Annotated in this window: 25 protein-coding genes; 15 read left to right on the top strand and 10 right to left on the bottom strand. The window is 69.4% G+C overall.

Annotated features, from left to right (window positions below):
- Positions 1-165 precede the first annotated feature (165 nt).
- From BN948_RS15950 to BN948_RS15935, 4 genes are all read right to left on the bottom strand, one after another.
- Positions 166-1,341 carry an extracellular solute-binding protein gene (locus BN948_RS15950; RefSeq protein WP_009515148.1) on the bottom strand — a complete coding sequence of 392 codons (1,176 nt, stop codon included), beginning with the start codon at positions 1,339-1,341 and terminating at the stop codon, positions 166-168.
- Between the two features lie 149 nt (positions 1,342-1,490).
- Positions 1,491-2,930 (bottom strand): aspartate aminotransferase family protein, encoded by a 1,440-nt coding sequence (locus BN948_RS15945; RefSeq protein WP_009515149.1) that lies wholly within the window; start codon positions 2,928-2,930, stop codon positions 1,491-1,493.
- A 15-nt stretch (positions 2,931-2,945) separates the two neighbouring features.
- Positions 2,946-4,307, bottom strand: a complete 1,362-nt coding sequence (locus BN948_RS15940) for a glutamine synthetase family protein (RefSeq protein ID WP_009515150.1) — start codon at positions 4,305-4,307, stop codon at positions 2,946-2,948.
- Positions 4,308-4,365: 58 nt separating this feature from the next.
- Entirely contained in the window at positions 4,366-5,166 is an 801-nt protein-coding gene (locus BN948_RS15935) for a gamma-glutamyl-gamma-aminobutyrate hydrolase family protein (RefSeq protein ID WP_009515151.1), read from the bottom strand.
- A gap of 110 nt (positions 5,167-5,276) precedes the next feature.
- On the opposite strand from BN948_RS15935, the gene pdxR reads away from it, so the two are divergent.
- The gene (gene pdxR / locus BN948_RS15930; RefSeq protein ID WP_009515152.1) at positions 5,277-6,764 is read left to right on the top strand and encodes a MocR-like pyridoxine biosynthesis transcription factor PdxR; all 1,488 of its coding nucleotides are present in this window, start codon (positions 5,277-5,279) and stop codon (positions 6,762-6,764) included.
- 55 nt (positions 6,765-6,819) lie between these two features.
- Here the strand turns inward: pdxR and BN948_RS15925 are convergent, their stop codons facing one another.
- From BN948_RS15925 to BN948_RS15915, 3 genes are all read right to left on the bottom strand, one after another.
- Positions 6,820-8,121, bottom strand: coding sequence for an NAD(P)/FAD-dependent oxidoreductase (locus BN948_RS15925; protein ID WP_009515153.1), 1,302 nt, complete (start codon positions 8,119-8,121; stop codon positions 6,820-6,822).
- Complete coding sequence (gene speB / locus BN948_RS15920; protein WP_009515155.1) at positions 8,121-9,047, bottom strand: agmatinase; 927 nt, start codon at positions 9,045-9,047, stop codon at positions 8,121-8,123. Before speB ends, BN948_RS15925 begins: the two co-directional genes overlap by 1 nt.
- 154 nt (positions 9,048-9,201) lie before the next feature.
- A complete protein-coding gene (locus BN948_RS15915) occupies positions 9,202-9,960 on the bottom strand; it encodes a GntR family transcriptional regulator (RefSeq protein WP_009515157.1) in 759 nt (252 codons plus the stop codon).
- A gap of 66 nt (positions 9,961-10,026) precedes the next feature.
- On the opposite strand from BN948_RS15915, the gene BN948_RS15910 reads away from it, so the two are divergent.
- The 4 genes from BN948_RS15910 (at position 10,027) to BN948_RS15895 (ending at position 14,001) form a co-directional block, all read left to right on the top strand.
- Positions 10,027-11,022, top strand: coding sequence for a Bug family tripartite tricarboxylate transporter substrate binding protein (locus BN948_RS15910; RefSeq protein WP_009515159.1), 996 nt, complete (start codon positions 10,027-10,029; stop codon positions 11,020-11,022).
- Positions 11,019-11,759 carry a sulfite exporter TauE/SafE family protein gene (locus BN948_RS15905; RefSeq protein ID WP_035622504.1) on the top strand — a complete coding sequence of 247 codons (741 nt, stop codon included), beginning with the start codon at positions 11,019-11,021 and terminating at the stop codon, positions 11,757-11,759. Before BN948_RS15910 ends, BN948_RS15905 begins: the two co-directional genes overlap by 4 nt.
- Before the next feature lie 15 nt (positions 11,760-11,774).
- Entirely contained in the window at positions 11,775-13,157 is a 1,383-nt protein-coding gene (locus tag BN948_RS15900; protein ID WP_009515162.1) for an amidohydrolase family protein, read from the top strand.
- A 142-nt stretch (positions 13,158-13,299) separates the two neighbouring features.
- The gene (locus tag BN948_RS15895) at positions 13,300-14,001 is read left to right on the top strand and encodes a 2OG-Fe dioxygenase family protein (protein WP_009515163.1); all 702 of its coding nucleotides are present in this window, start codon (positions 13,300-13,302) and stop codon (positions 13,999-14,001) included.
- Between the two features lie 57 nt (positions 14,002-14,058).
- Here BN948_RS15895 and BN948_RS15890 read toward each other — a convergent pair whose 3' ends face one another.
- Positions 14,059-15,369: an AsmA family protein gene (locus BN948_RS15890; protein ID WP_009515164.1), complete on the bottom strand. Its 1,311-nt coding sequence runs from the start codon at positions 15,367-15,369 to the stop codon at positions 14,059-14,061.
- Positions 15,370-15,439: 70 nt separating this feature from the next.
- Positions 15,440-16,657, bottom strand: coding sequence for a YbfB/YjiJ family MFS transporter (locus tag BN948_RS15885; RefSeq protein WP_035622501.1), 1,218 nt, complete (start codon positions 16,655-16,657; stop codon positions 15,440-15,442).
- 98 nt (positions 16,658-16,755) lie between these two features.
- On the opposite strand from BN948_RS15885, the gene BN948_RS15880 reads away from it, so the two are divergent.
- Positions 16,756-18,120 (top strand): transaminase, encoded by a 1,365-nt coding sequence (locus BN948_RS15880; RefSeq protein WP_009515166.1) that lies wholly within the window; start codon positions 16,756-16,758, stop codon positions 18,118-18,120.
- 3 nt (positions 18,121-18,123) lie between these two features.
- Here BN948_RS15880 and BN948_RS15875 read toward each other — a convergent pair whose 3' ends face one another.
- Positions 18,124-18,705, bottom strand: a complete 582-nt coding sequence (locus tag BN948_RS15875; protein ID WP_009515167.1) for a hemerythrin domain-containing protein — start codon at positions 18,703-18,705, stop codon at positions 18,124-18,126.
- A 157-nt stretch (positions 18,706-18,862) separates the two neighbouring features.
- On the opposite strand from BN948_RS15875, the gene BN948_RS15870 reads away from it, so the two are divergent.
- The 9 genes from BN948_RS15870 to BN948_RS15830 all read left to right on the top strand — a co-directional run bounded on the left by BN948_RS15870 (position 18,863) and on the right by BN948_RS15830 (position 24,169).
- Positions 18,863-19,060, top strand: coding sequence for a heavy-metal-associated domain-containing protein (locus tag BN948_RS15870; RefSeq protein WP_009515168.1), 198 nt, complete (start codon positions 18,863-18,865; stop codon positions 19,058-19,060).
- The gene (cueR, locus tag BN948_RS15865) at positions 19,060-19,542 is read left to right on the top strand and encodes a Cu(I)-responsive transcriptional regulator (RefSeq protein WP_009515169.1); all 483 of its coding nucleotides are present in this window, start codon (positions 19,060-19,062) and stop codon (positions 19,540-19,542) included. Before BN948_RS15870 ends, cueR begins: the two co-directional genes overlap by 1 nt.
- A gap of 45 nt (positions 19,543-19,587) precedes the next feature.
- The gene (locus tag BN948_RS15860; RefSeq protein ID WP_009515170.1) at positions 19,588-20,187 is read left to right on the top strand and encodes a Spy/CpxP family protein refolding chaperone; all 600 of its coding nucleotides are present in this window, start codon (positions 19,588-19,590) and stop codon (positions 20,185-20,187) included.
- 322 nt (positions 20,188-20,509) lie between these two features.
- On the top strand, positions 20,510-21,271 hold the full coding sequence (minC, locus tag BN948_RS15855) for a septum site-determining protein MinC (protein ID WP_009515171.1): 762 nt from the start codon (positions 20,510-20,512) through the stop codon (positions 21,269-21,271).
- A gap of 29 nt (positions 21,272-21,300) precedes the next feature.
- Positions 21,301-22,116, top strand: coding sequence for a septum site-determining protein MinD (gene minD / locus BN948_RS15850; RefSeq protein WP_009515172.1), 816 nt, complete (start codon positions 21,301-21,303; stop codon positions 22,114-22,116).
- A gap of 3 nt (positions 22,117-22,119) precedes the next feature.
- Positions 22,120-22,380 carry a cell division topological specificity factor MinE gene (gene minE / locus BN948_RS15845; protein WP_009515173.1) on the top strand — a complete coding sequence of 87 codons (261 nt, stop codon included), beginning with the start codon at positions 22,120-22,122 and terminating at the stop codon, positions 22,378-22,380.
- Between the two features lie 194 nt (positions 22,381-22,574).
- Positions 22,575-22,826, top strand: a complete 252-nt coding sequence (infA, locus tag BN948_RS15840) for a translation initiation factor IF-1 (RefSeq protein ID WP_035622498.1) — start codon at positions 22,575-22,577, stop codon at positions 22,824-22,826.
- Positions 22,827-22,953: 127 nt separating this feature from the next.
- Positions 22,954-23,451 (top strand): hypothetical protein, encoded by a 498-nt coding sequence (locus tag BN948_RS15835; RefSeq protein ID WP_009515175.1) that lies wholly within the window; start codon positions 22,954-22,956, stop codon positions 23,449-23,451.
- A gap of 88 nt (positions 23,452-23,539) precedes the next feature.
- The gene (locus BN948_RS15830) at positions 23,540-24,169 is read left to right on the top strand and encodes a LysE family transporter (protein WP_009515176.1); all 630 of its coding nucleotides are present in this window, start codon (positions 23,540-23,542) and stop codon (positions 24,167-24,169) included.
- Positions 24,170-24,279: the final 110 nt, after the last annotated feature.

The raw sequence follows: 24,279 nt of genomic DNA, 5'->3' as shown, positions 1-24,279 counted from the left end.
GTGGCCTACATCGGTGCAAAGTAGCAGTCCAAATGAGCCGCTTGCGGCCGGTCAAGATGGGTTGACTGGACGCTCACATCGTTCATGAAGGAGCCTCCAAAAGAAAAGGGGCTGTTCGTCCCTGGTGGATGAACAGCCCCGGTGCTTGCCGAGCGGCGCGGACGCTTACTTGCCGCGCTTGAACGCGTTGTAGGTGTCGTTGAGGGTGCCGGAGATCTCGTTGGAGAAACCGCCCGTGGGAATCAGACGCGCCGTGTCCTCGGGGCCCAGGAAGATGGTGTTGTTGCTCTTCACCTCGTCCTTGATGTCGGGCAGCGCGGCCTTGTTGCCGGTGGGGTAGTTCATCTCGTTGGCCATGGCAGCGGCGTTGGCGGCGCGCAGGTAGAAGTCGATGAACACGTGCGCGTTGTTCACGTGCTTGGCGTCCTTCGGAATGGCCATGGTGTCGATGAACACCAGACCGCCGCCGGTGGGCAGCAGCGGCACGATCTCATCCTTGCCGCCGGTTTCCTTCACGCGGTCGGCGGCGATGTTGATGTCGCCCGACCAGCCGATGAAGGCGCAGGCCTTGCCGCTGGCGATGTCGTCGATCATGGTGCTGGAGAACAGACGCACGTCCTTGCGCACCTTCATCAGCATCTCACGCGCGGCCTTGAAGTCCTCGGGGTTCTCGCTGTACGCGGGCTTGCCCACGTAGTGCAGCGCCACCGGCAGGATCTCGCTGGGCGAGTCGAGGTAGGCGATGCCGCAGGAGCGCAGCTTGCTCGAGTACTCGGGCTTGAAGACCAGGTCCCAGGCGTTCTCGGGCATGGCCATGCCGCCCAGCGCCTTCTCCACCTTCTGCTTGTTGATGCCCACGGTGGTGAAGCCCCAGGCCCAGGGCACCAGGTGCTTGTTCTCCGGGTCCACGCCGGCGATCTTGGCCATGAAGTCCGGGTCGAGGTTGCCGTAGTTCGTCAGCTTGCTCTTGTCGATGGGCTGGTACAGGCCACCATCGATCTGCTTCTTGGCGAAGCCGGCGGTGGGGATCACGATGTCGTAGCCCGAGTTGCCGGCCACCAGCTTGGCGTGCAAGGCCTCGTTGTTCTCGAAGGTGTCGTAGTTCACCTTCACGCCGTACTCCTTCTCGAAGTCGGCGATGAGCGTCTCGGTGATGTAGTCGGGCCAGTTGTAGACGTTGAGGACCTTCTCGTCGTCGAGCACCGGGCCGGCCGGTGCGGGCGCCGGGGCCGGCGCGGTGGCCACGGGCGCGGGTGCGGGGGCAGGAGCGGGCTCCTCCTTCTTGCCGCAGGCGGCGACCATCACGGCCGCCATCGCGAGAACCAGAACGTGCTTCTTCATGGTGTTGCTCACTCCAAAGGAGGTGGGTTGGGACCAAAACCGCTCATGCGTGGCGGCGGATGACCCGCCCAGGGCATGCAAGTTCCAGACCCGGGAAGCCCGTTCCGTCGACCGCCGTGCCCCAGAAAAGGGATCGGCGGTCATTCTAGTCATGCGTGCAGGCCCTTTTCGCGCAATTCGCTCAGCGTGTCGTCCAGGCAGCGGCGGATCAGCGCCACCATCTCGTCGATCTGCTCGCGCGTCATCACCAGCGGCGGCGCGATGATCATGCGGTCGCCCACGGCGCGCATGATCAGCCCGTTGCGGAAGCAATGGGCGCGGCACATCATGCCCACGGCCAGTTCCGGGTCGTACATGGCCTTGGAGGCCTTGTCCTTCACGAGCACCAGGCCTGCCACGAAACCACAAGTCTCGGCCAGGCCCACCAGCGGGTGTTCGCCGATCTCGGCGAAGCGCTTGGCGAGGTAGGGGGCCAGTTCCTCGCGCACCTTGCGCGGCAGGTCCTCGCGCTCCATCAGCTCCAGGTTGGCCAGGCCCACGGCGCAGGCCACGGGGTGGCCGCTGTAGGTGTAGCCGTGGTTGAACTCGCCGCCTTTGTCGATCAACACCTTCGCGATGCGATCACCCACCATCACCCCGCCCAGCGGGATGTAGCCGCTGGTCACGCCCTTGGCGAAGGTCACCAGGTCGGGCCGGTAGCCGAACTTCTCGTAGGCGAACCAGTGGCCCAGGCGGCCGAAGGCGCAGATCACTTCGTCGCTGATGAGCAGGATGCCGTACTGGTCGACGATGCGCTGGATCTCGGGCCAGTAGGTGGCCGGCGGAATGATCACGCCGCCCGCGCCCTGCACCGGCTCGGCGATGAAGGCCGCCACCTTGTCGGCACCAATCTCCAGGATCTTCTCCTCCAGCGCGCGCGCCGCGCGCAGGCCGAACTCGGCCTCGCTCTCGCCGGGTCGGCCGTTCTCGAAGAAGTAGGGTTGCTCGATGTGCACGATGCCCGGGATCGGCAGGTCGCCCTGCGCGTGCATGCCGCTCATGCCGCCGAGCGACGCCCCGGCCATGGTGGAGCCGTGGTACGCGTTGTGGCGGCCGATGATGGTCTTGCGCTGCGGCTGGCCCATCAGGTCCCAGTAGCGGCGCACCAGGCGCACGTTGGTGTCGTTGCTCTCCGATCCACTGCTGGAGAAGAACACGTGCTCGAACTTGCGGCCCCGCACCTCGGGCGCCAACGCAGCCAGCTTGGCCGCCAGTTGCACCGCCGGCACGTTGGTGGTCTGGAAGAAGCTGTTGTAGTAGGGCAGCGTCATGAGCTGCTGGTAGGCCGCCTCGGCCAACTCCTTGCGCCCATAACCCGCGTTCACGCACCACAGGCCGCTCATCGCGTCCAGGATCTTGTTGCCTTCCGAGTCCCAGATATAGATGCCCTGGGCCTGCGTGATTACGCGCGAACCACGCGTGGCCAGGTCACCGTGGTCGGTGAAGGGGTGGATGTAGTGCGCGCTGTCCAGCGCCTGGATGGCCTTGGTGTCGTGCTGCTCGGCGCGGCGCACCAGCGCGGGCGGGGCGATCAGGGGGTTCGGGTTCATCGCGGAGATTCCAGTTCAAACATGCAGCAGCAGGTGCTCTCTTTCCCAGGGGGAGATGACTTTCATGAACTCGTCGAATTCGAGTTCCTTGATCTCGGTGTAGATCGTCACGAACTCGTGGCCCAGCACCTCGTGCAGGTCGGGCTCGCGGCGCAGCCAGTCCAGCGCCTCACCCAGGCTGCGCGGCAGCGCGTAGGGCGAGAGGTAGGCGTCGCCCTTCATCTCGGGCTTGGGCTTGATCTTGTTCTTCATGCCCAGGTAGCCGCAGGCCAGGGTCATGGCCATGGCCACGTAGGGGTTGGCGTCGGCGCCGATCACGCGGTTCTCCACCCGGCGCGCCTCGGGCGAGGCGATCGGCGAGCGGATGCCCACGGTGCGGTTGTCGTGGCCCCACTCGATGTTGATCGGCGCGGCCGTGTGGCGGGAGAGGCGCCGGTAGCTGTTCACGTAGGGCGCCACCAGCGCCATGGCCGCCGGGATGTAGCGCTGCAGGCCACCGATGTAGTGGAAGAACTCGTCGGTGGCCGTGCCGTCGGGGTGACTGAAGATGTTCTGGCCGGTTTCCTTGTTCAGCACGCTCTGGTGCATGTGCATGGCGCTGCCCGGCTCGCCCGCGATGGGCTTGGCCATGAAGGTGGCGTACATGTCGTGGCGCAGCGCGGCCTCGCGCACGGTGCGCTTGAAAAAGAACACCTCGTCGGCCAGGCCCAGCGGGTGGTCATGGAAGAAGTTGATCTCCATCTGCCCGGCGCCGATCTCGTGGATCAGCGTGTCCACGTTCAGGCCCATGAGGTTGCAGTACTCGTAGATCTCCTCGAACAGCGGGTCGAACTCGTTCACCGCGTCGATGGAGTAGGCCTGGCGCGAGGTCTCGGCACGCCCGCTGCGGCCAATGGGCGGGCGCAGCAGGGTGTTGGGGTCGGTGTTGCGGGCGGTCAGGTAGAACTCCAGCTCGGGCGCGATCACCGGGTCCCAGCCCTCGGCCTCGTACAGGCCGCAGATGCGGCGCAGCACGCTGCGCGGCGCGTAGGGCACCAGCTTGCCCTTGTGGTCAAAGCAGTCGTGGATGACCTGCGCCGTGGGGTCGGTGGCCCAGGGCACGATGCGCACCGTCGTCGGGTCGGGGCGCAGCTGCATGTCGCGGTCGGTGGGCTCCACCACGTCGTAGTAGGGGCCGCTGGCGGGCTGCTCGCCCGTCACGCTCATGGCCACGATGGCGTGCGGCAGGCGCATGCCGCGGTCCTCGGTGAATTTCTCGCGCGGCAGGATCTTGCCGCGCGCCACGCCGGTCAGGTCGGGCACCAGGCATTCCACTTCGGTGACGCGGTGTTCGTTGAGCCAGCTCTCCAGCTCGTTGAAGTTCTTCGGGGCGCTCATGGCCGGTTCCTCGGGTTGGTTTCGGTTCGTTCGGGTGCTCAGGGTACGTGAATCGAACCTACCCGGGCTGGCTGCGCGCCAGGTCGTTCGCCTGCAAGCGCAGGCTGCGCCGCTGGCGGCAGGCGCGGCCGAAGGCCTCGAAGATGTTGGCGTAGAACGGCGTCTCCCAGCAGCGCCACTCGGGGTGCCACTGCATGGCGTAGGCAAAGGTGCGCGCGCCCTTCACCCAGAAGGCCTCGACCAGGCCGTCCGGCGCCCAGGCCAGCGGCGTCAGGCCCTCAGCCAGGCGCGCGATGCCCTGGCCGTGCAGGGAATTCACCTCGGCCTCGGTGCCACCGGCCCATTCGGCCATCACGCTGTCCGGTGCGATGCGGATCGGGTGGCGCGGCGCGTACTGCTCGTCGGGCGGCGCGGTCTTTGGCTCGCGGTGGTCGTTCATGCCGGGCACCTGGTGCACGCGCTGGTAGAGCGCGCCGCCCAGGGCCACGTTGATCTCCTGGAAGCCGCGGCACACGCCCAGCAGCGGCACGCCCTGGTGCACGCAGGCCTTCACCAGCGCCAGCGTGAGCAGGTCGCGGTCCTGGTCGAGCGGCAGGCTGGGGTCGGCCACCTCCTCCTGGAAGTGCGAGGGGTGCACGTTGGAGGGAGAGCCGGTCAGCATCACCCCGTCGACCATGCCGAGCAACTCATCGATCTGCTCGACCTCGGCCAGGGGAAACATCACCGGCTGGGCCTGGGCGCCGACCTTCACGGCCCGCGCGTACTTGTCGCCCAACAAGAGAAAGGGCATCTGGTGCCCGTGGTCGCCCAGCAGTCGGTGGTCGGCGGGCAGCCAGACCATGCATGGCGGCTTGTTCATGGGATCTCCACACTTTCTCGAACCATTGTGGTCGGCAAATTGGATCACAATGAGGGCCAGTTGTGCCCATCCCGTGGTGCCACTTACCCTGCTCCGGTACCGCTACATCCATGCTGTCCGAATACCTGCTGGCCGAGATGAACCGCCTCGGCGCGCAAGACGCCCTGCCCCTGCACCGCCAACTCTACGAGGCCCTGCGCCGCGCCATGCTGGACGGCAAGCTCGGCGCCGGCGAGCGCCTGCCCTCCAGCCGCGACCTTGCCGAGGACCTGAACCTCTCGCGCAACACCGTGGTCGCTGCCATCAACCAGCTCAGCGTGGAGGGCTACCTGGCCAGCCGCGTGGGCAGCGGCACCTATGTGAACGACCACGTGCCACGCAGTGCACTGGCACGCGGCCCGCGCGCGCCGGGCCAGGCGCCGCAGCACCAGCCAGCGCGCCTGTCCACGCGCGGCCATGCGCTGGCGCACAGCTTCAGCGCCGGTGCGCTGGAGGTGCAACCCTTCACCCCCGGCATCGCCGACTTCTCGGCCTTCCCCCTCACCCTGTGGCAGCGGCTGCAGAACAAGCACTGGCGCATGACCTACCCGGACATGCTCGACTACAACACCTCGGGTGGCTACGCGCCGCTGCGCCGCGCCATTGCCGACTACCTGCGCGTCTTCCGCAGCGTGCAGCTCGACGCCGACCAGGTCATCGTCACCACCGGCACGCAGCAATCGCTGGAGCTCTGCGCGCGCCTGCTGGCCGACCACGGCGACACCGTTTGGGTGGAAGACCCGGCCTACTGGGGCGCCATGAAGGCCTTCATCGCCACCGGCCTGGCCGTGCACCCGGTGGCGGTGGACGAACAGGGCATCAGCCCCACGCCGGCCGACGACGCCAGGCCGCCGCGCCTGATCTACGTCACGCCCTCGCATCAATACCCCGTGGGTGCGGTGATGTCGCTGGCGCGGCGCCACCAGTTGCTCGCCACGGCGCGCACGCACGGCGCCTGGGTGATCGAGGACGACTACGACAGCGAATACCGCTTCAGCGGCCCGCCGCTGTCCAGCCTGGAGGGCCTCGACCCGGACGGGCGCGTGCTCTACATGGGCACCTTCTCCAAGGTGCTCTACCCGGGCCTCAAGCTGGGCTACCTGGTGGTGCCCAAGGGCCTGATCGAGGCCTTCCGCCAGGCCCACTACGACCTCAACCGCCCGGGGCAGATGCCCACGCAGGCGGCACTGGCCGAGTTCATCGAGATGGGCCACTTCGCCAGCTCGCTGCGCCGCGCGCGCCAGACCTACGCCGAGCGCCGCCACTGCCTGCTGGAGGCCCTGAGGCCGGTGCTGGGCGACGGCCCCGACGCGCCGCGCATCAGCGGCGCCGAACAGGGCCTGCACCTGTGCCTGCGCCTGCCGCTGGCGGTGGACGACCAGGCCCTGGCGCGCCGGCTCGCACAGCAGGGCCTCACGGTGCGGCCCCTGTCGGCCTACTGCCTGCAGCGGCAGGATTTGCGTGGGTTGGTCATTGGGTATGGCTATGCGGCGCTGGAGGAGATCAAGCGCTGCGGGCCGGTGGTGGCCGCGGCCGTGCGGCAGGCGATACCGAACTGAACGACCTGGCTCTTGCAAATCTAAAGTTGGGTTTTGGATTTGTAAGACCTCAAGGTCACACCGCGTCGCGCAAGCGGTGCCACCACATTCCCAGCGCCAGACTGGGCGTGCGCAGCAGCGCGCCGCCGGGGAAGCGGTGGTGCTTGAGCCGCGCGTACAGGTCGAAGCGCCCCGCCTGACCCGCCACCGCTTCGGCCACGAGCTGGCCCGCCAGGCCCGTGAGCGCCACGCCGTGGCCGCTGAAGCCCTGCAGGTAGTACAGGTTGTGCCCGAGGCGGCCGAAGTCGGGCGCGCGGTTCATGCTGATGTCCACGAAGCCGCCCCACAGGTGCTCCACCGGCACCGCGCGCAGTTCGGGAAAGACCGCCGCCATGCGCGCGCGCATGGTGTCTTCCAGGCGGCGCGGGGTCATGGTGGTGTAGCTCACGCGGCCACCGAAGAGCATGCGGCGCTCGGCGCTGAAGCGGAAGTAGTCGAGCACGAAGTTGTTGTCGCACACCGCCGCGTCGCCGGGGATCAGTCGCTCGGCCAGGTTCGCGTCCACCGGCGCCGTGCCCAGGATGTAGGTGCCCACGGGCATGATGCGCGCCGCGATCTCGGGCGCCACCTGCGGGCCGTACTCGGGCAGCATGCAGTTGCCCGCCAGCACGCCGAAGCGTGCCGACACCTGGCCGCGCGCGGTGCGCGCGATCAAGGTGTCGCCGCGCTGCAGGCTGGTGACGGCCGATTGTTCGAAGATCCGCACGCCCGCGGCCTCGGCGGCGCGCGCCAGGCCCAGGGCGTACTTCAGCGGGTGCAGGTGGCCGCTGCGCTGTTCGCGCGCCGCCGCCGCGTAATGGTCGGTCCCGATCAGCCGGCGCGCATCCGCGCCCTCGGCCCAGTCCACCGCGATGCCGCGCGCGGCCAGGCCATCCATTTCCTCGCGCAGCTCGCGCGCCTTGCGCGCGCTCTCGGCCACATAGACGTAGCCGAAGCGGCGGTCGCAGTGAATGCCGTGCTCGGCGATGCGCTGGTCGATCAGGTCGATAGCCTCCAGCGACATCGTCCAGGCGCGTTCGGCGTCCTCGCGGCCCAGTTGCTGCTCGAACGGGCCTTGACCGCTCGCGTAGCCCACGATGGCCTGGCCGCCGTTGCGCCCGCTCGCGCCGCTGCCGATGCGATCGGCCTCCAGCACCACCACCGACAGGCCGCGTTGCGCCATCTCCAGCGCGGCCGACAGGCCCGAGAAGCCGGCGCCCACCACCAGCGCGTCAACCTTCAGGTGCTCCTGCAGCGGCGCGCGCGCCGGGCCGCGCTGCACGCTGGCCTCGTAGTAGCTGCGCTGATTCAGTTGCGTGTCCGAGCCAATGAGGGACATCACGCTTCCGCCCGGGCCACGCGACCCGCCAGGTACGTCCAGACGAAGCAGGCCGCCGCGTTGCTGGTGAGCTCGGCGTGGTCGTAGGCCGGGGCCACCTCCACACAGTCCATGCCGATCCAGTTCAGCGTGGCCAGCTCTTCCAGGAAGGTCAGCACCTGCGAGCTGGTGAGGCCGCCGGGCTCGGGCGTGCCGGTGCCGGGCGCGAAGGCGGGGTCCAGCACGTCGATGTCGAGCGTGAGGTACACGGGGCGCCCGGCAAGGCGCTCTCGGATGGCGGTGACCACCGGCCGCAGGGCCGAGCCGTCCAGCCCGCGCAAGTCGCGCGCGGTGAAGATCTGCCCGCCCTGGTCGGCCACGTAGTCGCGCGCGGCGCGCTCGCCGCTGGAGCGCGTGCCGATCTGCACCGTGTGCGCCGCGCTCACCAGGCCTTCCTGGATGGCCTCGTAGGTCCAGGTGCCATGGCCCGAGGGCTCGCCGAAGTGGTCGCTCCAGGTGTCGCAGTGCGCGTCGAAGTGCACCAGAGCCAGCGGCTCGCCGCCGTGGCGCGCCTTGGCCGCGCGCAGCAGAGACAGGGTGACCGAGTGGTCGCCGCCCAGGAACACGCAGTGGTGCCTGGCCATCAGCTCGCTCGCCTGGCGCTCGATGTGCGCACGCACCTCGGGCAGTGGCGAGGCGTTGGGCAGGCGCATGTCCAGCGCGTCGCCCAGGTGCTCCAGCGGCGAGACGTCGAACACCGGGTGGATGCCGTCGCAGAGCATGAGGCTGGCCGCGCGGATGGCCTGCGGCCCGAAACGCGCGCCGGGGCGGTTGGTCACCACGCCGTCGAAGGGGATGCCGCACACCGCGTACGGCTGCTCGGCCAGTGGCGCGCAGGCCAGGAACCGGTTGCTGTTGTTGGCGTAGGCGAACTGACCAAGGGCCATGGGTGAACGGGGTGTTGTCTGGGGATCGCCATGCGGCGGGAGGGGCGACGATAGCCCCGTGCCGGCCCGCCCCAGGGGGCCACTTGGGCGACGCCTCCGCCGTCCACCCCGCATCCCGCCAGACGGCTCGGCGCGGCTCCCCTCACGCCACGAACTAGCGCGCCAGTTCCAGCCGGTAGCTGAAGGCCTCGGGCCGGTAGGTGCTGGCCTCGAAGTGCAGCGGCCGGTCGTCCGTGGTGAACACCGTGCGCTCCACCCGCAGCACCGCCGCCGGATCGGCCAGGCCCAGCAGCTTGCGCTGGCGCGCCGTGGCCAGGGCCGCGCCGATGTCCACCGCCGCGCGCGTCACGCGCAGGTTCAATGCGCTCTCGTAGATCGTCAGCAGGTCGGTCTGCGCCAGCGCGGCTTCGTCCAGCGTGTCGCCCACGGTGGGCTCGATCCAGATGCTGTTGAGCGACAGCGGCTGCCCGTCGGCGAAACGCAGGGTCTGCAACTCGACGCAGGGCGTGCCCGCCGGCAGGCCCAGGGCCTGGGCAGCGCGCGCCGGCAATCCGGCCCGGCTCAGCGAGAGCACGCGCGTGAGCACCTCGCGCCCCTGCCCGCCCAAGGCTTCCGACAGGCCCTGCAGGCGCGAGAGCTCCTGGCGCACCGGCGCCGGCGCCACGAAGGAGCCCTTGCCCTGCACGCGCACGATCAGGCCGTCGCCCGCCAGGTCGGCCAGCGCCTGGCGCACCGTGATGCGGCTCACCCCGTGCCGCTCGATCAGCTCGTTCTCGCTGGGCAGGCGGTCGTGTGTGCGCCAGTCGCCGCGCAAAATGCCCGCGCGCAGCGCCTCGCGCACCTGCGCGCGCAGGGTCAGGCCATTGCCTGCCGACCCCGTGGATCCTGGAACGGTGTTTGCTTCACTTGTCATGACTTGTTATATCAAGTTGAATCGCCTCACCCGCCGGGTGCCTCTCCATCCTGTCAGGAGTTTCACATGTCCACCCCGTTCCGCGCCCTCTCCCGCCGCCTCATCCTCGCCGCTGCGCTGGCCAGCGCAGCCGGCACCTGTCTGGCGCAAGCCGCCGGCTACCCCAACCGGCCAGTCACCGTCGTGGTGCCTTTCGCACCGGGCGGCAGCGTGGACGCCGCCGCCCGCCTCACGCTGCAGGCCCTGGGCGAGCGCCTGAAGCAGCCGTTCGTCGTCGAGAACGTGGCCGGCGCCTCGGGCACCATTGGCACCCAGCGCGTGGCGCGCGCACCGGCCGACGGCTACACTCTGCTGTTCGCCGTGGCCAGCCCCATCAACGTGGCACCGGTGGTCAAGCCCTCCATCGTGCGCTACGACGTGTTCAAGGACTTCGCGCCCATCGCCACCGTGGCCAGCTCGCCCTTCGTGCTCATCGGCAGCCCCAAGCTCGGCGCCGCCGGCACGGCCGAGCTGATCGCCGCCGCGCGCCAGGCGCCCGGCAAGCTCAACTACGGCACCGACGGTGTGGGCACCTCCATGCACCTCACGGCCGAGATCATCAAGCTCGGGGCGGGCGTGGACATCGTGCATGTGCCCTACAAGAACGGCCCGCAGGTGCTCACCGAGTTGTCGGCCGGACTGATCGAACTCGCGGTCATGCCGATCTCGCTGGCGCAGCCCTTCATCAAAGACGGCAAGGTCAAGGCCTACGGCGTCACCACGCGCCAGCGCTGGCCCTTGCTGCCCGAGATTCCCGCGTTGGCCGAGACCCCAGCCCTGAAGTCGGTGGACGTGGATTCCTGGTACGGCCTGTTCGCGCCCGCCGGCACCGACGCCGCCCTCGTGCAGCGCGTGGCCGATGGCCTGCGCGAGGCGCTGAAGGACCCGGGCCTGGTCGAGAAAATGAACACCGCCGGCCTGCGGCCCCTGAGCGTGGAGCGCGAAGCGTTCGGCGCGCTGCTCAAGCGCGAGCGCGAGACGCTGGCCGCGGCCGTCAAAGCCGCCGAGATAAAACCTGAATGACCGGCACCGAAGCCCTCGCCTGGGCCGTGATCGCGCTGGCCGGCGCGGCCATCGGCGCCACGTCCATCGGCGGCGTGCTGGTGGTGCCCGCGCTCAGCAGCCTGCTGGGCGTGCCCTTGCCCGAGGCCATCGCCGCCTCCAGCCTGGCCTTTCTCGTCACCGGCGCCTACGCGCTCACCGGCAACGCTTCGGGCGCGCTCGCGCACCTGCGACGCGACGCGCCGCTCATGCTCACGGCCCTGCTCGGCGCGGGTGCGGGCGCCGCGCTCACCGCCTGGGCGCCGGGTGACGCGGTGCGCGGCTGGATCGGCCTGCTCGCGCTCGCCTCCGGCGCGCACGCGCTGTGGCGTCTGCACCGACCCGATCCGCGCGCCGACCACCCCTGGCCCGGCCTGGGCGGACAGATCGCGCTGGGCCTGGGCGTCGGCCTGGGCTCGGCCTTGTCGGGCACCGGTGGGCCGGTGATGCTGTTGCCGATCCTGATGCTGATGCGCCGCCCGCTGTCGCGCGCCATCGTCGCCGCGCAAGTCATCCAGTTGCCCATCGCCATCGCCTCCAGCGCCACACACGCCCTGGCCGGCCGGCTCGACTGGCGCCTGGGCGCCACCATCGCCGTCGCCCTGCTGCTGGGCGCCTGGGCCGGTCGCCGCCTGGCGCGCCGCGCCAACCCACGTCCCCTGCAGGCGGCCACCGCCGCCGTGCTCCTGGCCACCGGCGCCTGGTTCCTCCTCGCCTGAACACGAAAGCCCGCCATGGACCTCCGCACCGCCCTCGGCGCCCCCGAAACGCTGCTGCGCCCCGAACTCACGCTCATCGACGAGGTGCCGCGGCCCGACCTGGCCGTGCTGCTGCGCGATGGCCGCTTCGCCGACGTGGGGCCCGCCGATGAGGTGGCGCAGCGCCACCCCGGACTCACGCCCGTCGACCTGCCACGCCGCCTGCTCATGCCAGGCTTCGTCGACACCCACCACCACCTCACGCAGTCCTTCGGCAAGGCCCTGGCCTTTGGCGAGCCCTCGGAGATCTTTCGCCGCATCTGGGTGCCACTGGAGCAGCACCTCAACGAAGAGGCCCTGCACGTCTCGGCACGCCTGGCCGCGCTGGAGGCGCTGCGCGGCGGCTTCACCACCGTGTGCGACGCCGGCACGCGCTCTGAACACGGCCTGCAGGCGCTGGAGGCCGCCGTGCGGGAAAGCGGCATCCGCTGCGTGCTCGCGCGCACCTGCAACGACGCCGGTCTGGACGAGGCCGCCGCCGCGAACATCGTGCGAGAGGCCGAGCGCCACCTGAGCGCCCACCACCCCGACGGCCTGCTCCACGCCTCGCTGGCCATCTCCATCCCCGAGGCCGCCAGCGACGCCATGCTGGCCCGCGTGGCCGCGCTGTGCCGCGAGGCCGGCGCCGTGTTCCAGGTGCACCTCAACGAACACCTGGCCTCCATCGAGCGCTCGCTCATCGCGCGCGGCCGGCGCCCGCTGGAGGTGCTGCACCACGCGCGCGCCCTCGGCCCCGAACTGCTGGCCGCGCACGCCACCATGGTCACGCCGCACGAACTGGCCCTGCTGCGCGACAGCGGCGCGGCCGTCAGCTACAACCCCGTGGCCAGCAGTTGGAAGGGCAACGCCGTGGCGCCCGCGCTGCTGATGCACGGCCTGGGCATCCGCCTGGGCCTGGGCACCGACGGCACGCGCAGCGACGGCTTTCGCCTGATGGACGCGGCCGAGACCGCGCAGCGCCTCACCAGCGGCATGGACGTGGGCGATTTCTCCACCGGCGCCGGCTGGACCTGGCTCTCCATGGCCACGGGCGCGGGGGCCGATGCGGCTGGCCTCGGGCGGGTCACCGGTCGCATCGCCCCGGGCCTGGCGGCCGACGCCCTGCTCATCGACCTCGACGTGCCCGAGCTCACGCCCTCGTGGGACCTGGGCTGGGAGCTGGTGCGCCTGGCCCACCGCGGCCAGATCGAGGCCGTGCTGGTGCAGGGCCGCCTGCGACTGTGGCAAGGCTGGCCGACGGATTGGGACGCGCGCGCCCTGATGGACCGTGCGCGCGATCTCGCGCGCGAGGCCGTCGCCGCCGCGCCGATCCAGCGCATCCATCTCCCATCGGCGCAGGCGCCGCGCCCCAGCTCGTGACTTTCTGCACCGGGCGGACACCCCGATAGTTCGTGTCGTGCGGGTGTCTTCCCCGATGGGCCGACACCCGGTCATGCGCACTCGGCAGCGGTCATGTCTCCTTCATGACTCATCGCTGCCGCTGAGACAGACTGCGCGCCCCATGACCTCCCCACTCCGCCCCTACGCCCGCTTCACTGTTCCGCCGCTGTCCGACGAGGCGATGCGCGAGTTCGACACGCTACCCTTCGACCCCTACACCGGCGGCCTTCAACGCTACCGGCGCTTCTCGCAATTCCGCCTCTGGTTCGAAGGCGATGAGTGGCGCACGGAACGGCTGCCGCACCGGCCCTTCATCCAGTGCCGCCAGTACAGCGGCGTGACGGGCGGCGTGCTCCGCGAATTCGAGCCCATTCGCTTCGACCCCACGCCCCAGGTGGCGGCGGGCGCCAGCGCCGCCTGGCTCGAACAGGACCAGCTCTACCAGATCAACGTACACCAGGTGCGCGTCATCACCTCGAACGACATCAAGGGCATCGCCGTGCCTGAAGGTCCGCACCGCGACGGGCACGAGTTCGTCATGAACGCCGTCTTCTCCCGCCACAACATCACCGGCGGCGTGAGCCAGCTCATGCCCACGGGCGGCGGCCCATGCTTCTTCGAAGACGTGCTGCAACCGCAGGAAGCCATCGTCCTGGCCGACGACAGGATGTGGCACCACGCCACCGACATCCTGCCCGCCGGCCCCGGCCCGGGGCACCGCGACATCCTCATCGTCTCGTTCAACGCCTGGGCACGGCGACGCTATGGCGAGGCGTTCGAGCGCCGGATGGGCGCGCCGGGCCACGAGTCCGTGCCGGCATGACCCTCGCCGAGCGTCCGGCCGGGCGCCCGAACACAAGTCCCGCGCAGACGCGCGGAGCTACCGCTTCTCGCCGAACAGGTCCTTTAGGCCTTCACTCAGTCGATCGCCGAGGTTGGCGCCGGCCCCAGTGCCCACGCCCGGCATCACTGCGGTGCCGATGGCCGCGCCCAGCAGCGCGGCGCGCGTGAGCGTCACCTGCGGGTCGTCCAGCGTGCCGCCCACCGCCAGCGGCACGCCCACCACACCGGCCGTGGCGCCACGCGTCACGTCCACGCGCACACGGCCCGACAACGCGCGATTCGGTGAGATCGCCACGTCGCCTGTGGCCGCCAACAGGCCCGAACTCGCCACCAGGTTCGACAACTGGATGGCCTTGCCCCGCGTGGCCACCTGACCCGCCAGCGTGTCGAGCTGGGTGAGCCCACCGCTGGACAGGCCCACCGTGCTCACCGCCCGCAACAGATCCAGGCCGTGCAGCGTGGCGCCAGTCACCGTGAAGCGCGTGTCGCTGCGCAGTGCGTTCACCAGCGCGTCCGCGCTCACGCGCTCGGGAAAGCGCGCGCCCAACGTGGTCTCGGCCTGCAGGCGGCCCGTGAGCGGCTTGCTCGGCGCTGTCAGGGCCGATACCTCCACGCCCTCGGTGCGCAGCGAACCATCGAGCACCACGCGCCGTTCCTTCGCGCCGGGCTCGGGCAGTTTCACCTCGATCGGTCCGCGCACCCGGCCACCACCCACGCGCGCGTCCAGCGCCCAGGCCGTGGCCTCGCCCTCGCGCCTCAGCGTGGCCGTGGTGCCGCGCAACGCACCGCCCACGATCGCCAGCTCGGCCTTGGCGGGCCAGCCGTCCTCGGAGAACCGCAGGTCGGCGTTCACCGTGGTGCGCGCGCCATGGGCCGCCAACCAGCTCACCTCGTCGAGCACCAGCTCGCGCGGCAGCAACGAAAAATCGATGGCGTCGTCGGTGCCCTCATCCGCGGCCCCGGCCGGTGAGGCCTGCGCCGCGCCCACGCGCGCGCCCAGCAGTGCGATGGTGGCCTCGGGCAGCACCGCCTGGCGCACCACCAGCGTCTGCACACGCAGTTGCCCGGCCAGCAGAGCCGACCAGCGCGGCCGCAGCTCCACCCGCTGCAGCGACAGCGGCGTGCGCGCCTGGATGCTCAGCCCGTCCACCGCCACGCCGGGCACCGGCCACAGTGCCAGGCCAATGGCCTGCGCACGCACCGGCGCGCCCAGCAACTCGCTCGCCTCGGCCGCCAGGCGATCGCGAAAGCCCTCGCTCGTCACCCAGCGCTGCAGCGCGAACAGCAGGCCCGCGAGCAGCAGCACGGGCAACAGGAACCACAGGGTGAGGCGGGCGGATCGGCGCATGCCGAAATTGTGCCCAGGGCCAGTCGACTCCGCTTGAGGAAGTCATGCCGTCCGAGGCGACGCGAAGCCCTTACAGCGGGCGCTGGCGCCACGCGAACGCGGCCCCCAGCGCCAGTGCCAAGGCGGAGAACACCAGGCCTCGCGCCAGACCGCCCGGCCCATCGCTGATCAGCCCCGTGAGCACCGGGCCCACGATGTGCCCCACCGCGAAGCAGATGGTGAAGCTGCTGATGCCCCGCGCCCACGACGCGGGCGGCAGGTTGTGGCGCACGAAGGCCGTGGTCGAGGCCACCACCGACAGAAAACACAGGCCGAACAGCAGGCCCGACACCAGCGCCACCACCCAGCCGCTGGCCAGCACCGGCATCAACGCCGCCACCGCCAGCAGCGCGTTCAGTCGCGCAAAGGCGCCGCCACCGCGTTCGCGGTCGAGCAGGCCGGCCCACACGCGCGGCGCCACCACCACCGCCACGCCCAGCAGCGTGAAGTACGTGGTGATGCCCAGCGCCGACAGGCCCTGATCGCGCAGCAGCGCGACCGAGAAGGTCATGTAGCCGATGTAGCCCGCGCCGAACAGCCCGTAGCCCAGCAGCAACCAGCCCATGTCGCGCAGACGCACGGACGGCGGGCCGGCCGCTGCGCCCACCACTTCACCCACCGGCGCCGGCGGTTCGTCTAGCACCCGCACGGGCCAGGCCATGAAGACCGAGGCCAGCGCGCACAGCACGGCCAGACCCCACCACGCCCAGGCCCAGGCGTGCGGCTGCGTGGCAGCCACCTGCAACATCAGCGGCACCGCCAGCGCCGAGGCGATGATGCCCAGGCCCGCGCCGCCGTAGTACAGGCTCAACAGCAGGCTGCCACGCGCGATGTCGCGTGCGGCCAGGCGCGCCGCGAGCAGGCCACCCGCGATGAACTGGAACGCGCTCAGCACACCCGCCAGCAGGCGCTGAGCGAGCAGCGCCTCCGGCGCCACCAGAAAGCCCGCCACACCCATCAGCAGCGTGGCTAGCCACCCACCCCACAGGAACAACGCCGATGGCCCCGCACGACGCATCAGCACCGGCGTCAACAGCGCACCCACCAGATAGCCCACCGCGTTGACCGTGTTCATGGTGCCCGCCAGCGTGTAGCTCCAGCCCAGGTCGTCGCGCATGGGTGGCAGCAACAGGCCGTAGGCGAAGCGCGTCACACCCAGCGACACGGCCGCCCCGAGCGACAGGGCCAGGGCCAGGCGCATCAACGGCATCGGTGGCGACAGAGGTGTCGGCAAGGGCATGGCCGGCATTGTGGGCGCAGGCGCCCGCACCCACTGTCGCGCCGGTCCTTCAACCCCGCCGCGCACTGGCCCTGTGCCGATCGCGCCGCAGGCCGTAGAGTGGCCGCATGAACGCCCTGGCCATTCCTTCCGAACGACTGGCGGCGCTGCGGCGCCAGGAATCTGAACGCTTCGTCGCCACGCACCCGCGCTCCATGGCCCAGGCCGAGGCCGCGCGCGCCCACTTCCTCTTCGGCGTGCCCCTGCACTGGATGCGCGACTGGCCCGGCCCCGCCACGCTCGCGGTCGAGCGGGCCCAGGGTGCCGCGCTGTTCTGCGCCGACGGCCTGCGCTACAGCGACTTCTGCCTCGGCGACACCGGCGCCATGTTCGGCCACAGCCCCGAGCCGCTGGCACAGGCCATCGCGCAACAGGCCGAACGGGGCCTGACCTGCATGCTGCCGTCCACGCACACCGTGGCCGTGGGCGAGGCCCTGCAGCGCGTGTTCGGCCTGCCGGTGTGGCAACTGGCGCTGTCGGCCAGCGACGCCAACCGCTTCCTGCTCCGCTGGGCGCGCGCCACCACCGGCCGGCCCCAGGTGCTGGTGTTCGACGGCTGCTACCACGGCGCGGTGGACGACACCCTCGTGGACCTGGACGTGGCTTCGGGCACCACGGTGCGTCGCCCTTCCTTGCTGGGCCAGGTGCACAACCACCACGCCCACACACGCGTGGTGCCGTTCAACGACCTCGCCGCGCTCGAGGCCGCGCTCGCGCGCCACGACGTGGCCTGCCTGCTGGCCGAGCCCGCCCTGACCAACTGCGGCCTGATCCCACCGAACACGGGTTACTGGCCCGTCGCGCGCGAACTCTGCCGCCGCCACGGCACGCTGTTCGTCATGGACGAGACTCACACCATCTCCACAGCGCTCGGCGGCTACGCCCGCGCCCATGGTCTCGAGCCCGACGCCGTCGTGGTCGGCAAGGCCGTGGCTGGCGGCCTGCCCTGCGCGGTGTACGGCGTGACGACCGCGCTGGCTCAGCGCATGGTGCGTGCCAAGGAGGCCGCACCAGAGGGTCACAGCGGCATCGGCACCACCCTCTCGGGCAATGCACTGGCCATGGCCGCACTGGAAGCAGCGCTCACCCACCTGCACACCGAAGCGAACTACGCGCACATGCTGGCCATCGCCGCACTGTTGCAGGACGGCCTGGTGAAGCGCCTGCGCGCCGCCGGCCGCCCCTGGACCGTGACGCGGCTGGGCGCGCGGCTGGAGCTTCAGTTCATGCCACGCACGCCGCGCCACGCACAGGACGTGCGCGAACTCGCGCAAGGCGAACTGGAATCGCTGACCCACCTGTTCATGCTCAACCGCGGTGTGCTGCTCACACCCTTCCACAACATGATGCTCGCCAGCCCCGCCACCACGCCAACCGACGTGGAGCGACTTCTGGCCGTGTTCGACGAACTGCTCGTCGCGTTGGCCGACTGAGCCTCAGCCCACGCCCACGGGCGACGGCGCCAGGCGAACGATGCGCGTGAACAAGCGGTCGAAGGCCGGATCGCGCGAACCCTCGGCACTCAAGGGGTCCACGTGCTTGGCGAAGGCCGAGTCCAGCGCGCGGCGATCGGCCTCATCGAGACATTGCTCGGCGGCGGGCAGCACCACCTGTTCCTCCAGCTTCATGTGGGCCAGGTAGAAGTTCACGTAGTCCTTCGCCTCGCTCACGAACTCGCGGCGCCGGGGTTCGCCCAGGTACTCCCAGGCCAACAACAGGTGCATCAGCTCGCGCACGCGGTTCTCACCACCCAGGTGGTCTTTTTCCAGGCGCTGGATCGCTTCCATCGTGTGTGGCGCGGCGCGCGCCACGCGCGGAAACAGCAGGTCCGACTCTTTCGGGTGATGCAGCCGTTCGGGAAACTCGCCGATGTAGAACAGCATCGCGCGCAGCACATCGAAGAAGCGCTCGGGACCGTCCGTCTCCGGCCCTCGTTCAATCATCACGAGCATGGAACGCAGCATGGCCGACAGGCTTGCGTGTTCGTCGCGGATGGTGCTCAGGGCGTCGCGTTTCATGACGTGTCTCCTCGGACTGGAGTTCACAGCTTCCCACGCGATGGCCGCCCGCGCCTTGACGCAGGTCAAGCGCATGAATACATCGCAAACCCGCACGCTTGACCTTGACACCATGTCAAGCTTGAGAATGCCTTCACCCCCACACAGGAGTTCTTCCATGAACCAGACCTTCAACGTCCAAGGCATGACCTGCGGCCACTGCGAGCGCAGCGTCACCAACGCCATCAAGCAGCTCGACCCCCAGGCCCAAGTGCGCATCGACCGGCCACAGAACCTCGTCGAGGTCGACAGCACCGCCTCGCGCGAGAAGATCGCCGCGGCCATTCGCGAAGAAGGCTACGCGGTAGCGGCGTGATGGACACCCTCGCCACCGCCTGGCCGGTCAACATCGGTCAGGCCGCGCAACTCAGCGGCATCTCCCCCAAGATGCTGCGCCACTACGAAGGCCTGGGCCTGCTCGGCGCTGTGCGGCGCACCGACAGCAACTACCGCCAGTACGCCGAATCCGACGTGCACACCCTGCGCTTCATCCGCCGCGCGCGCGACATGGGCTTCACCCTCGATGAGATCCGCGACCTGGTGAACCTCTGGCACAACCGGCGGCGCAGCAGCGACACCGTCAAGCGCATCGCTCAGAAGCACATCGACGAGCTGGCCGAACGCATCGCCGCGCTCGAAGCCATGCGCCGCACCCTGCAGGACCTGGTGCAACGCTGCCCCGGCAATGACCGTCCCGACTGCCCCATCCTCGACGACCTGGGCGGTGGCGCTGACATGGATCTTTACAAGAACCACACAGAGCCTGCCACTTTGCTGCACAGAGCCCGCGCACAGTGAGACCCACGCCACCAGCCGGTGGTCCCATTGTTCAAAGGAGTGCCCATGAAACCCTCGATCTTCAGCCGCCGCGCCCTCGCCGTGACCGCCGCAGCCACCGCCATCACGGCCCTGTCCTTCGGCGCCCTGGCGCAGAACGTCGGCACCCCGGCCCAGCCGGCGCCCGCCGCCAGCGCCACCAAGCCCCAGGTGCAGGCCCCTCGCCACGACCCACAGCGCCACGCACAGCGCATGGAACGGATGCAGCAACGCATCGCCGAGCACCAGTCGCGCCTGAAAGACAGCCTGCAGTTGCGCCCTGAACAGGAATCGGCCTGGAACGACTTCCTCTCCAAGACGAAACCCGCCGCCCGCTCCGCCGGTGGTGAACGCCTCAGCCGCGCGGACTGGGCCAAGCTCAGCACGCCGCAGCGCCTGGACCGCCTGGACGCCATGAAGGCCGAGCGTGACCGCCAGATGGCCCAACGCCACGACGCGATCCGCCAGTTCTACGCGCAGCTCACGCCTCCGCAGCAAAAGGCCTTCGATGCGCAACGTGGCATGGGCATCGGCGGTGCGAGGCACGTGGGCCACCGCGGCGGCCCCATGAACCACGGCGGCCAGGGCTTCAAAGGCCATGGCGAACCCCGCCAACCCCGTCTCTGACTTCTTCTTACTGAATCAATTACTTAAATTAGTTGTAGTAGATAAGGGGCGCCGTCCGCTGTGGACAAGCGCCCCTTGTCCTTTCGTGACAAGGATTTTTCGATCCTGACAAGTCTGTGTGAAGTACCCGCCCGAACCTGGCACACGAATGGGGACAACACGCGGCCACGCGCCCGATCTGTGGACAAGTCCCTGCTTGTCCCGGAAATACCCACAGCTTTGTTCCAACATCCGGTGACAGCTGCTCACAAAGGCGCCTGTACCCGCTGCTACACTGCGCGGCTTTCGCCGTGCCCATTGGCCGAGTGAGCAGACCCTAGCAATGCCCGTGTCCCTCGGCGGCCAAGCGCCCGCCAGTTTCGATCTCAAGAGCGTTCACCTGCCGCTGCTGGCGCTGCTGCTCAAGTCGGGCGACCTCGATCTGCTGCGCCGCGAGTTCGGCCAGCGCTACGGCGACCAGCCCGACTTCTTCGACCACGACCCGCTGCTTATCGACCTGCAAGGCCTGAGCGGCGACGAGGCTCTGCCCGACCTGTTGCAGGTGAGCGAGCTGTTGCGCGCGCACCGCCTGCGCCCCGTGGCCGTGAACGTGGCCGGTGACGCCCAGCGCGCCGCGGCCCAGGCCGCCGGCCTGCCCCTGGCCGATGCGCCGCTGCTCACTCGCCAGGGCAAGGCCCCTGAGCCGTCCGCCAGCGCCGCGCCCGTGGCGGTGCCACCGCCGCCACCCGTCCCGGCCCCTGGCGCCCTGGTCATCGACAAGCCCTTGCGCTCGGGCCAGCAGGTCTACGCGCGCGGCGGCGACCTCGTGGTCATGGCCATGGTCAATCCCGGTGCAGAGGTCATCGCCGACGGCCACATCCACGTGTACGCACCGCTGCGCGGCAAGGCCATGGCGGGTGCGCGTGGCAATGCGCAGGCGCGCATCTTCTCCCTGGCCATGGCGCCCGAACTCATCTCCATCGCGGGCGTCTACCGCACCAGCGAGGTGCCGTTGCCCGAGGCCCTGCACGGCAAGCCCGCGCAGGTGCGCCTGCTCAGCAACGCCGAGGGCGACCGGCTCGTCATCGACGCCCTGTCCACCTGAACCTTCACACGCATCCACGGAGCCATTCCATGACCCGAATCGTCGTCGTCACCTCCGGCAAGGGAGGGGTGGGCAAGACCACCACCAGCGCAAGCTTTGCCACGGGCCTGGCCCTGCGCGGCCACAAGACCGCGGTCATCGACTTCGACGTCGGCCTGCGCAACCTCGACCTCATCATGGGCTGCGAGCGCCGCGTGGTGTACGACCTGATCAACGTCATCCAGGGTGAGGCCAACCTCAACCAGGCGCTCATCAAGGACAAGCAGGTCGAGAACCTGTTCATCCTGGCCGCCAGCCAGACGCGCGACAAGGACGCCCTCAACCAGGAAGGCGTCAAGCGCGTGCTCGACGACCTCAGCGGCATGGGCTTCGACTACATCGTGTGCGATTCGCCCGCCGGCATCGAGGCCGGCGCCCTCATGGCCATGCACTACGCCGACGAGGCCCTGGTGGTGACCAACCCCGAGGTCTCCAGCGTGCGCGACTCCGATCGCATCCTGGGCATGCTCTCCAGCAAGACCCGCCGCGCCATCGACGGCAAGGACCCGATCAAGGAGCACCTGCTCATCACGCGCTACAACCCCTCGCGCGTGGCCGACGGTCAGATGCTCTCCCTGCAGGACATCCAGGACATCCTGCGCATCCCGCTCATCGGCGTCATCCCCGAGAGCGAATCCGTGCTGACCGCGTCCAACCAGGGCACGCCGGCCATCCACCTCAAGGGCAGCGACGTGGCGGAGGCCTACGGCGACGTGATCGACCGCTTCCTCGGCCACGACAAGCCCCTGCGCTTCATCGAGGCCGAAAAATCAGGCTTCTTCAAGCGCCTGTTCGGAGGGAAATGAGGCATGTCCCTGCTGTCCTTCCTGCTGGGTGAGAAGAAGAAGACCGCGTCCGTCGCCAAGGAGCGCCTGCAAATCATCCTGGCGCACGAGCGCTCGGGCCGCAGCGCCGCCGAACCCGACTACCTGCCCTCGCTGCAGCGCGAGCTGGTGGCGGTGATCGGCAAGTACATCCGCATCAACCCGGACGACATCAAGGTCCAGCTCGAACGCCAGGACAACCTCGACGTGCTCGAGGTCAAGATCGAGCTGCCCGAGCGCCGTTGAGCCCCCGCCGGTAAAATCCCGGGGTTTTGCGCGCGCCACCGCGCACCAGGCCCGGCCCCCCGCCCCGGGCCGATCGCCGGCCATCGCCCCTTGATGGCCTTTTTCACGCCCCCTGCCCCCGTGGCCGATTGCTGATCGCCGGTCGCGGGCACCGTATGTGTGCCGGGCGCGTGTTTATCTATCGAAAGGACCGCATGGCCAAGGAAGAATTGATCGACATGATGGGCATCGTCAACGAGGTGCTGCCCGACACCCGTTTTCGCGTCACCCTCGACAACGGGCACCAGCTCATTGCCTATTCCGCCGGCAAGATGAAGAAGAACCACATCCGCATCCTCGCGGGTGATCGCGTCTCGCTCGAACTTTCGCCTTACGACCTCACCAAGGGCCGCATCAACTTCCGCCACCTGGAAGGCCGCGGCCCCGCGACGCCGCGCCGTCGCTGAGCGGGCAAAGCGTCACGCTCCTGCCACGATCGGGTCCGCAGGTCCGATCGGCGGCTTTCAGCGCACCGGGTCAACGGCCGAGAACATGGCCAGGGCTCCACCGGAGCCACCGTGTTCAAGGTGACCCATGTTCGTGCGCCCCTCCCTTTCCTGCCTCGTGTCGGCCCTGTTGGCCCTCCCCCTGGCGGCCGCCGCGGCGCCGGACGATGCCGCCGCACCGGACGCCGCCGTCAGCACGCCCGAGATCTGGCTCAACGTGGGCGGCTTCTCCCGCCACTTCGACCGCAGCAACCGCTACAACGAGCGCAACTTCGGCTTCGGCATCGAGTGGCGCACCTCCGAGCAGTTTGCCTTCATGGCCGGTGTCTACGACAACAGCCTGGGCAAACACTCGCAGTACGCGGCGGTGAACTGGCAACCCTGGAGCCTCGGCCCCGTCAAGCTCGGCGCGGCCATCGGCGTCATGAACGGCTACCCCTCGCTCAAGCGTGGTGGCACCTTCTTCGCCGCCCTCCCCATGGCCTCCATCGAAGGCCGCCGCTTCGGCATCAACCTGGGCATCATTCCCTCGATGAAGAACGTCGACGGCGCGTTCATGCTGCAGTTCAAGCTTCGCGTGAACTGAACGCGCGGCGGGCGACCTGTGGTCGCATGGGGTCGTGGGTGGGGCGCTAGCATCCGATGCCTCGTTCTTCATCACGCCACCGACCACCATGGAACTCGCCACCTGGCTCGCCTTCTTCGCCGCCTCCTGGGCCATCAGCATTTCGCCGGGCGCGGGCGCCGTGGCCGCCATGAGCGCCGGGCTTTCGCACGGCTTCCGCCGGGGCTACCTCACCACCCTCGGTCTGGTGTTGGGCATCTGGACGCAGATGCTGGTCGTCTCCGTGGGCCTGGGTGCGCTCGTCACCGCCTCCAGCACCGCCTTCCTGGTGGTGAAGTGGGCCGGCGTGGCTTATCTGGTGTGGCTGGGTATCCAGCAATGGCGCGCACCCGCGCGGCCCCTGGCCAATGGTGACGAAGCCGCCACCAGCCGCCGCCCGCGCGACCTCATCACGCGCGGCTGGATCATCAACGCCCTCAACCCCAAAGGCACGGTCTTCCTGCTTGCCGTGGTGCCGCAGTTCCTCGACCTCACCCAGCCACTGGGGCCGCAGTACCTGGTGATCGGCCTCACCCTGGGCTTCACCGACCTGGTGGTGATGGCGGGCTACACCGCGCTGGCCGCCCGCCTGCTGCGCACGCTCAAGTCCACCGCGCACATCCGCGCACTCAACCGCGTGTTTGGCACGCTGTTCGTGGTCGCGGGCGGCCTGCTCGCGATGTTCAAGCGCAGCGCTTGAATCCTGTCGAGCGTCGGCTCGCTTCACGGAACCCTGACTTCAAGATTTTCTGACCTACCGCCTTTGCGGTATGGGCTTCTCTCGCGCTCGCTGATGTGATCACGCGCGCC

Source organism: Hydrogenophaga intermedia (genome assembly GCF_000723405.1).
GTDB classification, from domain to species: domain Bacteria; phylum Pseudomonadota; class Gammaproteobacteria; order Burkholderiales; family Burkholderiaceae_C; genus Hydrogenophaga; species Hydrogenophaga intermedia.
The sequence above is the reverse complement of the archived record's forward strand: the minus strand, read 5'-3'. Positions and strand labels throughout refer to the sequence as shown.

Coding starts and splice junctions, on each gene's coding strand:
- BN948_RS15890 (WP_009515164.1), bottom strand. CDS start 15,369: ATGCGCCGATCCGCCCGCCTCACCCTGTGGTTCCTGTTGCCCGTGCTG.
- BN948_RS15925 (WP_009515153.1), bottom strand. CDS start 8,121: ATGTCCCTCATTGGCTCGGACACGCAACTGAATCAGCGCAGCTACTAC.
- BN948_RS15900 (WP_009515162.1), top strand. CDS start 11,775: ATGGACCTCCGCACCGCCCTCGGCGCCCCCGAAACGCTGCTGCGCCCC.
- BN948_RS15895 (WP_009515163.1), top strand. CDS start 13,300: ATGACCTCCCCACTCCGCCCCTACGCCCGCTTCACTGTTCCGCCGCTG.
- minC (WP_009515171.1), top strand. CDS start 20,510: ATGCCCGTGTCCCTCGGCGGCCAAGCGCCCGCCAGTTTCGATCTCAAG.
- BN948_RS15950 (WP_009515148.1), bottom strand. CDS start 1,341: ATGAAGAAGCACGTTCTGGTTCTCGCGATGGCGGCCGTGATGGTCGCC.
- minE (WP_009515173.1), top strand. CDS start 22,120: ATGTCCCTGCTGTCCTTCCTGCTGGGTGAGAAGAAGAAGACCGCGTCC.
- BN948_RS15905 (WP_035622504.1), top strand. CDS start 11,019: ATGACCGGCACCGAAGCCCTCGCCTGGGCCGTGATCGCGCTGGCCGGC.
- cueR (WP_009515169.1), top strand. CDS start 19,060: ATGGACACCCTCGCCACCGCCTGGCCGGTCAACATCGGTCAGGCCGCG.
- BN948_RS15835 (WP_009515175.1), top strand. CDS start 22,954: ATGTTCGTGCGCCCCTCCCTTTCCTGCCTCGTGTCGGCCCTGTTGGCC.
- BN948_RS15940 (WP_009515150.1), bottom strand. CDS start 4,307: ATGAGCGCCCCGAAGAACTTCAACGAGCTGGAGAGCTGGCTCAACGAA.
- BN948_RS15945 (WP_009515149.1), bottom strand. CDS start 2,930: ATGAACCCGAACCCCCTGATCGCCCCGCCCGCGCTGGTGCGCCGCGCC.
- BN948_RS15915 (WP_009515157.1), bottom strand. CDS start 9,960: ATGACAAGTGAAGCAAACACCGTTCCAGGATCCACGGGGTCGGCAGGC.
- BN948_RS15830 (WP_009515176.1), top strand. CDS start 23,540: ATGGAACTCGCCACCTGGCTCGCCTTCTTCGCCGCCTCCTGGGCCATC.
- BN948_RS15935 (WP_009515151.1), bottom strand. CDS start 5,166: ATGAACAAGCCGCCATGCATGGTCTGGCTGCCCGCCGACCACCGACTG.
- BN948_RS15885 (WP_035622501.1), bottom strand. CDS start 16,657: ATGCCGGCCATGCCCTTGCCGACACCTCTGTCGCCACCGATGCCGTTG.
- BN948_RS15910 (WP_009515159.1), top strand. CDS start 10,027: ATGTCCACCCCGTTCCGCGCCCTCTCCCGCCGCCTCATCCTCGCCGCT.
- BN948_RS15880 (WP_009515166.1), top strand. CDS start 16,756: ATGAACGCCCTGGCCATTCCTTCCGAACGACTGGCGGCGCTGCGGCGC.
- minD (WP_009515172.1), top strand. CDS start 21,301: ATGACCCGAATCGTCGTCGTCACCTCCGGCAAGGGAGGGGTGGGCAAG.
- pdxR (WP_009515152.1), top strand. CDS start 5,277: ATGCTGTCCGAATACCTGCTGGCCGAGATGAACCGCCTCGGCGCGCAA.
- BN948_RS15875 (WP_009515167.1), bottom strand. CDS start 18,705: ATGAAACGCGACGCCCTGAGCACCATCCGCGACGAACACGCAAGCCTG.
- speB (WP_009515155.1), bottom strand. CDS start 9,047: ATGGCCCTTGGTCAGTTCGCCTACGCCAACAACAGCAACCGGTTCCTG.
- infA (WP_035622498.1), top strand. CDS start 22,575: ATGGCCAAGGAAGAATTGATCGACATGATGGGCATCGTCAACGAGGTG.
- BN948_RS15860 (WP_009515170.1), top strand. CDS start 19,588: ATGAAACCCTCGATCTTCAGCCGCCGCGCCCTCGCCGTGACCGCCGCA.
- BN948_RS15870 (WP_009515168.1), top strand. CDS start 18,863: ATGAACCAGACCTTCAACGTCCAAGGCATGACCTGCGGCCACTGCGAG.